Source organism: Hydrogenophaga sp., assembly GCF_011772445.1.
Taxonomy (GTDB): Bacteria; Pseudomonadota; Gammaproteobacteria; order Burkholderiales; family Burkholderiaceae_C; genus Hydrogenophaga.
Window position 1 is genome coordinate 88,608 of record NZ_WVZN01000008.1, and the last position, 10,158, is coordinate 98,765.

Annotated in this window: 9 protein-coding genes; all 9 read right to left on the minus strand. The window is 65.3% G+C overall.

What is annotated here, in order from left to right; all coding sequences use genetic code 11:
• Positions 1–26 precede the first annotated feature (26 nt).
• Entirely contained in the window at positions 27–2,375 is a 2,349-nt protein-coding gene (locus GTO19_RS03510; protein ID WP_291018656.1) for a LamG-like jellyroll fold domain-containing protein, read from the minus strand.
• A gap of 102 nt (positions 2,376–2,477) precedes the next feature.
• Positions 2,478–3,431, minus strand: a complete 954-nt coding sequence (locus GTO19_RS03515; RefSeq protein WP_291018658.1) for a bifunctional helix-turn-helix transcriptional regulator/GNAT family N-acetyltransferase — start codon at positions 3,429–3,431, stop codon at positions 2,478–2,480.
• Between the two features lie 39 nt (positions 3,432–3,470).
• Complete coding sequence (locus GTO19_RS03520; protein WP_291018660.1) at positions 3,471–4,673, minus strand: multidrug effflux MFS transporter; 1,203 nt, start codon at positions 4,671–4,673, stop codon at positions 3,471–3,473.
• 136 nt (positions 4,674–4,809) lie between these two features.
• Positions 4,810–5,541, minus strand: a complete 732-nt coding sequence (locus GTO19_RS03525) for a hypothetical protein (RefSeq protein ID WP_291018662.1) — start codon at positions 5,539–5,541, stop codon at positions 4,810–4,812.
• A 26-nt stretch (positions 5,542–5,567) separates the two neighbouring features.
• Positions 5,568–6,167: a hypothetical protein gene (locus GTO19_RS03530; RefSeq protein ID WP_291018663.1), complete on the minus strand. Its 600-nt coding sequence runs from the start codon at positions 6,165–6,167 to the stop codon at positions 5,568–5,570.
• Between the two features lie 334 nt (positions 6,168–6,501).
• Entirely contained in the window at positions 6,502–6,756 is a 255-nt protein-coding gene (locus GTO19_RS03535; protein WP_291026613.1) for a hypothetical protein, read from the minus strand.
• Positions 6,757–6,810: 54 nt separating this feature from the next.
• Positions 6,811–7,227: a hypothetical protein gene (locus tag GTO19_RS03540; protein ID WP_291018669.1), complete on the minus strand. Its 417-nt coding sequence runs from the start codon at positions 7,225–7,227 to the stop codon at positions 6,811–6,813.
• 917 nt (positions 7,228–8,144) lie between these two features.
• On the minus strand, positions 8,145–8,480 hold the full coding sequence (locus tag GTO19_RS03545; protein WP_291018672.1) for a hypothetical protein: 336 nt from the start codon (positions 8,478–8,480) through the stop codon (positions 8,145–8,147).
• A partial coding sequence (locus GTO19_RS03550; RefSeq protein WP_291018675.1) for a TNT domain-containing protein occupies positions 8,477–10,158 on the minus strand: 1,682 nt, incomplete at its 5' end. The genes GTO19_RS03545 and GTO19_RS03550, both read right to left, overlap by 4 nt.

Sequence of the window (10,158 nt, forward strand, 5' to 3'; positions counted from 1 at the left end):
GATCAGTGGGGTGCGACGGGATCGGTTCAGAACAGGAACTGCTCGGCCCCCATGTCCTGGGCGGTCACGCCCGTCAGGGTAACCAAGGGGCGTGCCACGGCCGGGCCTTGCGAGCCGTCGGTGTCGATCTGCACGATGGCGCCGTTGGGGCTGTCGATGACACGCACCACGCCGTCGGCCATGGGGTTGCCGCCGCGGTAGCCCACCGACGCCAGCAGGGCCTGCAGGTTCAGGTGGTCGTTCGCGGGCGAGAAGTCGGCGATCGTGTCGCCCGCCTCGCGGAGGCTGCGGTAGACGAAGGTGTCCTTGCCCGCCCCACCGACGACGCGGTTGGCGCCCACGGTGCTGAAGATCTGGTCGTCGGCGTCGGTCCCTTGCACCACCACGCGCGAGCCGGTGGGCTCCACGCGGTGCTTGCGCGCCGTCAACCACTGCGCGGGCGTCAGCGCGGCGCGGGTGACGCGGATCTCGCTGATGCAACCGAAGAAGCCGCTGCCGGCCGAGCCGTTGATGGAGCCCCCCACGACCCAGGGCTGGTCGGGCACGCCCGCGATGCCGATGGCGTTGGTGACGTTGCGCAGCACCGGCGCACCGGCCACGTACATGGTGGTGTCGTGCGTGAGCGGGTCGTTCACGAAGGCCACGTGCTCCCACTGGTCGGCCATGATCTCGCCCGACCAGTTGGTCTTGGACTGCAGGCGTCCCGGCGACGGCATCGTGGTGATCTCCCACTGCACCTCGCGCAGGTTGGAGATGGCGAACTGCAGGGTGCTCGAATCGCCGTAGCTGCCGCTCCAGCCGGGCACCGACAGGCGCTTGCCGCCGCGCGTCATCACGCTCATCCAGGCGTTGTTGGCCGCGCTCCAGTTGCGGTCGATCTTCATGACGGCCTCGACGGTGTAGCCCGTCATGAGGTAGTCGTTGTTGATCGGCACGCCAGCCAGCGTGGCGAAGTAGTGCGCGTTCGGGTTGTTCGGTGAGGTGAAGCACACGCTGCCATTGGCGGCGGTGCGGGCGTGGCGCTCGACCGACCAGACGGCGCCGTCGAGCGGCGCGCTGGCCGCCAGGCCACGGCGCAGCGGGTTGGCGCCGGTCTCGTCGCGCACCTGCGCATCGGCCGCCACCGGCTGGCCGGGCACGCCGCGGTGAAAGCGCCAGTGGGCCACGGTGTCGGGGTGGCTGGGGTAGTCCTCGCTGTCGTAGGGCAGCGCGGTCGCGGGCGGCGTGGGCTCTTCGTAGCCGTCCAGGATCATGGCGCGCGCCTGCTCGACGATGGCTTGCTCGCGCGTGGGCGAGGCCGGGCCGAAGCCCGGCGCGAAGCGGCGGAAGCGCTCGCGGAAGTCGATGTCGATCTCGAACTCGTTGTTGGGCTCGTTGAGCACCGCGCGGTCGAAGGCGTTGAGCGTGGCCTTGGGCTTCATGGGCACCCAGGGCGAGAAGGTCAGCGCCTTGATCTTGTTCTCCGTCAGGTCGAACTCATAGATCCGCATGTAGCCGTTGCCGCCCTGGTAGGCCATCTGGTAGTCGGACACGGCCTCGTGCACGCGGTTGCCGAAGTCGTTGACGCGGGACTTGCGCGCCGAGCCGTGGTTGTGGCCGTTGAGCACCAGGAAGATCTGGTCGTTGTCCTTGATCAGGCGCTCCCACAGGAAGTCGCCGTACGGGGTGTCCTTGGCGGTGACGGCGTCGCTGTCGATGGCCAGGTAGTCGTGCGTGGTCAGGATGACCGGCACCGTGGGGTGACTGGCGATCACGTTGCGCGCCCAGGCGATGGCCGCGTCGGACGCGCGCCAGGACATGGCCAGCGACATGAAGCGCTGACCTTCGGCTTCGAAGATGTGGTACTCGTGAAAGCCCGAAGGGTCGCGCCCGCCGAAGGTGGCCTGCGTGGCCGCGCGCGTGGTGGGGAAGGTGCGCAGGTAAAGCTCGTTGGCGGGGTTGCGTTGCGCGTCGGTGCAATCGTCCTGGCGGCCCACGTAGCCGCAGCCCACCGTCACGTCGTGGTTGCCCGCGAGGATGGAGTACGGCAGCTCCGCGTCTTCGAGCGTCTTCATGGCGCGGTCGGCCACGCCCCACTCGCCTGAATTGCCCGGCCGGTCCACCACGTCGCCCAGGTGCACCACGAAGGGAATGTTCAGCGAGCGCGCGTGCTGCGCGAGCCAGGCCGTCTGCGACGCATACGGCTCGCTGCCGTAGCGCAGCATGAACTGGTTGCCCACGACGGAGTAGCGCGAATAGAACTGCGTGTCGGGCAGCACGGCCAGGCCGAAGCTGGACGAGGCGGCATGGACCGCGCTGGCCGCGGCGATGGCGCCGAGAGTGAAAGACGCGGCGCGAACGAAGCGCCGCGTGGCGGCGGAACGGATGTCGAACATGGCAAGACCGGAGGTGGTGAATCGAAGTCAGCATGCTTACTGCGATCCATCACAGGCCGATGCGCCACGGGCCCGCGGAACACTGGTCCGATCGGAGGATGCTCAGAGCTTGAGCGACCAGGTCTCGCCCACCAGCGATTGCCCGAAGCCCTCGTACGGCTCCGACTTCACGAGCTCGAAGCCGCGCCGCGCGTAGATGTCGCGCGCGGCGCCCAGACAACTGTTCGTCCACAGCACCATCTTGCGGTACCCCTTGGCCCGCGCGAAGGCCAGGCACTCGTCCGTGAGGCGCGCGCCCAGCCCCAGGCCACGCGCGGCCGGCGTCAGCAGCAGCATGCGCAGTTGCGCCGTGGTGGCCGACTTGCGCACCACGAACACCGAACCCACGCGCTCGCCATCGAGCTCGGCCATCCAGCAGCGCTCCCACTCGGGCTGGAAGTGGCGCACGTACTTGGCCACGATGTCGGCCACCAGGGCTTCGAATTCCATGTTCCAGCCGTACTCGCGTGCGTAGACCTCGCCGTGCTGCTGCACCACCCAGCCCATGTCACCAGGGCGCGGGTCGCGCAGCACCGCCGCGCGCGTGCGCGGCGCGGCAGCCGGCTCCAGCAGTTGCTCGATGCGCGCCATCGCCTCCACCACCGCCTGCTGGTCGCCCGGCGCCAGCGCGGCCAGCAGCGCAGCGGCCTCGTCGCGCGACTTCTGCTGCATGGGCGCGAAAGCGGCGTACCCGGCCTCGGTGAGCGTGAGGAGGCTCTGGCGCGCGTCCGTCGGGCTGGGCGTGCGGCTCAGCCAGCCCGCGTTTTCGAAGCGCTTGAGGATGCGGCTGAGATAGCCCCCGTCCATGCCCAGCTCGCGGATGAGCTCGGCGGCCACCAGGCCCTGGTGGTGTGCCAGCTCATAGAGCACGCGCACCTCGGTCAGCGACAGATCGCCGCCCAGGTAGGGCGAGAGCACGCCCGCCCGGCGGGTGTAGAAGCGGTTGAAGCGGCGCACCGCCTTGACGGCGGCGGGCGCCACGGACGAGGGATCAATGGTGGTCGACATGCTTGCCATTGTCAAGTTTTTACTTGCCAATGGCAACTGTCTGCACGCTCAGGTGGCGAGCCGCGTGCGCGGCGGCCCCGCCAGGGTGAGCCAGGTGAGCGCCACGCTGGTGAGCGAACCCATCGCCATGCCCGCCACCATGGGCAGCGGCTGGCCGTTGGCGAACAGGCCCACCACCCCCATGGCCACCGCGCCCACCAGCATCTGCAGCGTGCCCATCAGCGCCGAGGCCGTACCGGCGATGGGGCCGTGCTCTTCCAGCGCCAGCACCGACACGGTGGGGATCACCAGGCCCATGAAGGCGCTGGCGATGAAGAACAGCGCGATCAGCACGCGCAGGTCGTCGCCCCCGAGCAGGTAGTAGGCCAGCAAGGCCGCCATGAACAGACCCGAGGCCGTGGCCGCGAACTTCACCATCGGCACCAGGCCCACGCGCCGGCCCAGCTGGGCGGTGAACTGCGACGCGCCGATGAAGGCGAAGGCGTTGAAGCCGAAGGCCAGGCTGTATTGCGTGGGGCTGAGGCCGTAGTGGTTGATGAGCACGAAAGGCGAGCCTGCCAGGAACACGAAAAACCCCGCCAGCGCCGCGCTGCCGATGCCCACCAGCCCCATGTAGTGCCAGTCGCGCAGCAGCACGCCGTAGCCGCGCAGGGCGCTGCCTACGCTGCTGTCCAGCCGCTGCTCGGGCGGGCGCGTCTCGTTCAGGGTGGTGCGCACCAGCAGCAGACCCGCCACCGCCGCCAGGCCCACGGCCCAGAACACGCCGCGCCAGCCGCTCAGCGCGATCACGCCACTGCCCGCCAGCGGCGCGAGGATCGGCGACACGCTGAACACCAGCATCAACAGCGACATCAGGCGCGCGGCCTCGGTGCCGGTGTGCAGGTCGCGCACCACGGCGCGCGGAATGACCGACCCCGCCGCCGCGCCCAGCCCCTGCAGGAAACGCAGGACAACCAGCGTCTGGATATCGGTGGCCAGCGCGCAGCCCACGCTGGCCAGCGTGAACAGCACCAGGCCGAAGTACAGCGGCGGCTTGCGGCCCACCATGTCGGACACCGGGCCGTACAACAACTGCCCCACGCCCAGCGACAGGAAAAACGCCGTCAGGCTCAACTGCACCGCGCCCACCTCGGCCCCCAGCGCGGCGCCGATGGCCGGCAGCGCGGGCAGGTACATATCGATGGCGAAAGGCCCGATGGCCGAGAGCAGACCCAGGATGAGGGCCATGCGCAAATAGGAAGAAGACATCATGATGGCGGCGATTCTCGCCGCGAGCCCATTTCCTCTTCTGGCCAAGGCCCTCCCATGTCCGACCCTGGGTTGATGGCAACCACGGTGCCGAAGGAGAGAAGCGCCGCCTGCGCCATGCGGTTCCCGCGTAGCCTCACTATTCCTTGAGCAGCTCCGGTAAGCGCGCGAGGACCGCGCCTTCGCACGCGTCGAGCATGGACTGCAAGCTTGTTCGCACGAGAGCGTAGTCGTCGGCGGCCCATTCGGCGTGAGGCAGCGGCTCGCCTGAAGGCTCGGCGCAATCCACGATGACGCTGGGCGACCACAGACTGGCGCCCTCCTTGCGCTTGTATATCTGCAGCCTGGACTTGAGCGCGAACTTCTCCTCGTCCGTACCTGCCAAGGCGTCGTACACCAGACGGGCGTTGCCGCCCGCCACCACCAGTGGGTGCTCGAATGCACGCTGACGCAGCGTCTCGTCGGCATTCATGGCCGCCTGCACGCGGTCATCCAGACGCCGAACGAAATCCGTAGAAGTGGGGTTGCGCAGATTGTCGCGTTGTGCCGATTCGATGCGGTCGCCCACCAAGTCGTTCTTGCTGAACGTTTGAAACCCACCACCGACGCCGGTGGCCAGCATGAGAATGTTGAGAGCCACTTGTGCGGCCACCACTTTGCCGGTGGTCTCCGGTTTGACCATGCGCACTTCTTGTGGCGTCTCCTTGAGCCGGGAACCGTCAGCAAAAGTCGTCGAGTACTGCACCTTGACGGAACCCGGCAGTGTGGGCGGTATGCCGGGCGCAGGACCTGTGGCGCAGCCGGACAGGAAGAAGGCGACGCACAGCAGCGCCGCGCCCCAGCGAAAGGCGACGGGGTGGATGAAGGACATGGGATGAATCGGAAGCGGCGCAATACTCAGCGAACGAAGTAGTTTTCGGCGTAGAAGTCGTTCGGATAGCCATCCGCGTCGACCGGCACGCCAGCGTCTGCATCTGCAAACTGAAGGCGCGCGTTGTGTACATCGCCGATCACCTTTGTATTGGTGATGATCCCGCTCATGCGGCCATCGGGCATTGCGTTGAGGTTGACCCCCAAGCCCCCATCGCCTGAGATCGTGCTACCCACCAGGGTGAACACGCCTTTGATCACGTTGTCCCGGCCAGCACGAGTCGCCTGTGCAACGTTTACGGTGTACCTCTCCGTCACCAAGCCTTGCTTGACGGTGCAGGTGTCATCCCCGTAGACCAGCACAGCGTTGGCGACTTCCAGGACGCCATTGCCCTTATTCGTCAACGTGACGTCGCGTATGCGGGACGCGTACGCCGTGTTGTAGACGAAATCAATGTTGCAGCTGTCGTTCGCGGCGTCGCGCTTCCAGACGCCTTCGAATTCTGCGAGTGAAACGGAGGTTTGGGCAGGCGCCGCAGCCGGCGGCGGGGCATCGTCGCCACCGCCACCACAGGCGGTGAGCGTCAACGCGAAAGCAGTGGCCAACAAGGCATAGGACGGGTTCATGTGCAAGTTCTCTTGATTTTTCGGCGAGGCAAGACGAAACATCCCCGCAGCCGGCCCCGCCGGGCGGCCACTTGGACAAACAAACTGGGGGAAGGGAGCGCGAGGGGCGAGGCGTCAGCGCGCGGCTGAAAGCCTGTCACCTGGCGATGGCTTCATGGGCTGCCGATTGGCAGGGATGAGGCCGGCTGGGTACTGCGGCACGACCCGTGAAGGGTTCGGCGGCAGCGGCCAGCGGGGTCTATTCAGTGAAGAGGCAAAGTATCTGGGACCATCCGATTTCCGGGGGGATCGTCAAAGCAGGCGTAACAAAATCATCACGTGCTCGTCAGCGCTGTCAACAAAGCTGCGTCCGGTTCAACTCGACGTGCCTGCCCCGACGCTGGGCGCTGTCCGAGCTCGCCTCACTGGTGCTGCGGCTGCTGGAACTGCCGATGCTGAAGTTGATGGCCATGCCGCCGCTGGCGTCGCCCTGGCGCTGCGCCTGGGCGACGGTGTTGATGCCTTGGCGGACCTGCAGCCCGGCCGTGGCCGCGCCCAGGGCTTTCATGCGCGCGCTGTCGGTGTGACCGATGGCGTCAAGCGTCTCCACCGCGCCTGCATGGCCTGCACCTCTCCGCAGCGATTTGAGATTCGACGCGAAGCCTCATGGTGTGCGGAATATCCTGCTCAGGAGGGTGGCAGTCCTCTCCTTGGAAAAGTCCTGAAGCTGCGACACCAGCCTTCGATCGGAGAACACGCGTGTCACTTCGTCCCAGTTCCGCAGAAGCACAGTGGCCAAGGTCTCAGCATCTGGCGGCTCGCCAAGATGTTGCTGCGTGATCGATTGATTCACGAACTCCAAGACATATTCGAGCTTGTGCCATCCGGCGATTGCGTTCCCTGCATCGACAAAGACTTGCCCTCGGTCACGCTCGAATCGAAGAGAAAACTGCGGCCCCGCCATCACAAGGACTGCGTTGCCAAACTCATTTGGCCTGTAGTCCGCCGTTTTGGAATCAGGAGAAAAATCCTTGCCCTGCACGAACAAAAATGCGGGAGCGATGTCAATCAGGCTGATCATGGCACTACGGTTTGACTAGTCGCGTTCCATCGAGACTTGGAACATGGCCGTTGCTTCCGAGGTACTCCAGCTCCTGCGCTCTGCGGCGGATTCGACCGGTGCGGCTCCTGATGTACTAGGCGCGGCACCGCTGTTGGGCGCTCATCCTGCCAACCCCACTCACCCTCCAGACGCGTCGAGGCGGGGTTTCTGTGGTGATCGAACTGACGCCAGTCATCCCGAAGCGCATGGTTGTTGACCTTGTCCAGTTCAACGGCAGACGCCTTGCTCAGCGCAATGAGCGCATCCGGGCTGCCCTTTGCCCCTGCCCGCCAGCACCGGGAATGCCGCGCTGCTCTGGTCGAGGCAGGCTTGCGACGCGGTGCAGCCCAGCGCGGCCAACTGCTGGTTGATGAAGCGCCCGTCACCCCAATGCGAGGTTCAGTCGAAACAACTCCGACGCGAAGCGGAAATTCATGCTTATCCAGCGTAGCAAAAGCCTCTCGAAGGCATACCCTCAATACAAGTAGTTCAGTTTCTGCCAACTCCAACATAAGCGACTGGCTGTCATTTCGTAGAAGGTTCATTGACTGCTTTAAATGTTCAGGTCTTCGTCGGCGATGGTGTGGGAGCCGCGCAGTTCGATGTCGCCGTCGGCGCTTAGGGCCCGGCCACGTGGCGCCCGCCGAGCGAGCTGACCTGGGCGCAGGTGTGGCGGTCCAGGCGGCGTGTCTCGGTGCTGCTGAAGCCGAGCACACCGCTGCTCTTGGCGTAGAGTGGGGCGAATGCAACCCAGGCGTTGTTGTCGGCTTCGATGTAGGTGGCTTTGCCAACTTCGATCTGACGGGTCCTTCACTTAGCCGTTCCAGATCAGGTCCTTGATCATTTCCTGACCACCTTGCACCGTCGGCATATGCCTCGCATCTGTCGTTTGCCCTTCATTTTTTAAGCCTTGGCAACATGCCCACATCGCTGTTGTCATTCCTTGGGTGCGCTACTCGGCTCCACAAATAGAAGTTGGCAGCGTCGAACGAACTGGTGAATATGGCGGCCCCCGAACGTCGGCCCCGCTCACTGTGATACACGAGCCAGATGTCGTCCTCCTTGTGGATGCACCATCCGCCATCCGGGAATGCATCCGGGACACCCAGCAGGCGAACATTGATATCGATCTTTAAGCGCTGTAGCTCCAGTGCCAACTCGCGCAACGCCCAGTCAGGGGTTGGCTCTGGTGTTTGCACGAACTCATATTCCTCGCTCCATTGAATTTTCATTTGGCTGGATCCTTAAAGTAACCGTGTCGAATTAGATCGTCGATAGTTGCAAAGCGGTTCTGCACTTCCGGAATTTTCGCGCGCATCTGCACCCCGCCGCCCGGCTGATTGAATGCCGGCGCGATCTTCTCTTCCACAACTGTGAACGGCTTGAGCACTGAGTACTGTTCGTACGGATCGGCCTGCTTTCCTGGGGGCAATGCCCGTTGTTCAAGCGGCGTGTTGACCGGGGATAAGTACTCGCCACTTCGAGAGCCGTAGCGATCGAGGGTTCTGCCTTGTTCGATGGTTGATGTTCTCGATGTACCCGGAACGGCTCCGTTGTTGGGTGCTTGCTTTTGCCAATCCCACTCACCCCCCGGTCGCATCGAGCTGGGCTTCCGGTAGTGATCGAACTGCTGCCAGTCATCCCGAAGCGCATTGTTGTTGACCTTGGCCAGATCATCGGCAGACGCCTTGCTCAGCGTATGGAGCGCATCCAGACTACCCTTGGCACTGCCAGCCAACACCCGGATGCCGAGCTTGCCCAGGTCCAGCACGGCCTTGGCATCGAGCAGCCAGGTCTCTGGGTAGACCCCTTCAAGCCCCTGCGCCTTTTGTTGCGCGACGTTCCAGTAACCCAGCAGGGTCGTCTGGTCGGGGCAGGCTTGCGGGGCGGTGCAGCCCACTGCCGCCAGCTGCTGGTTGATGAAGTTCACCGCGTCGTTGCACGCCTGGCCTTCACACGCGGCCACGGCATTGGCCAGCAATCGATCGCTGAGTTCGTCCTTGTATTTGAGCGCCGCTGCGGTGTCGCATTGCTGGCCTGAGGTCTTGCAGGCCTTGTCGGCCTTGTTCAGGGTCGCGCGCTCCTGATGGCTGAGGTAGTTGTTCGTGACCTCGTTGAACGCAGCGGCAGCGCCCGCCGAACCACCGGCGGCTGTGCCCACGCCGGTGATGAGCAGCGCCGTCAGGCCATCGGCCAGCACGCCATCGATGCCGGCGTCTCGCAGCGCGTCGGCCACCACGGGCGCGCTGAGCGTGCCCATGGCGGAGCCCGCCGCGCCAGCGGCTCCGCCTGTCAACCCACCGATGACGGTGTGCGCCAGCAGGCGCATCGTTCCCTGATCGCCCCACTCGTCCTGCAGTTGCTGCGCTTCGCCACGCAATTGGGCCGCAAGCGCCGCATCGCCCGCGGCTTCGGCCTGCTCGGCCTGTTGGCGTTTTTCGCGGGCGTCTTGGAGTTGCTGCGCGGCGAAGTCACCCACCGCCTTGCTGCCCTGTTGGCCGAACCCCTTGGTGATGACCACTTGGGCCCCGATGTCTTCCTTGACCTTCTTCTGATCGAAGATCGGCGCAAGCCCCGTCTCGGCGTCCCCCGTTCGGGCCTCCTTGTCGCCTGCGATGCCGCTGATGCCCGAACGCGTGGTGCTGCTGGCATGGCCCTTGTCGTCGCCCAAGCCCACGCCGCTGGGGCGGCTTATGTCCTTCAAGGGCTGGCCATCCGGGCCCAGCGCCGTTGTGCCGTCGCCGTTCTTCTTGTCGGAGACGTACACGCCCGCACCTGCGCTGCTGGCCTTGGCCTTGTAGCGCGCCTCGTTGTGTACGTCTTCCAATTCCAGGCCGCCGTCGCTCTCGAAGTCATTGCGCTGCTCGTCCACGGCCAGCTGCGTGCTGGTGATCGCCCCGCCCTTGAGCA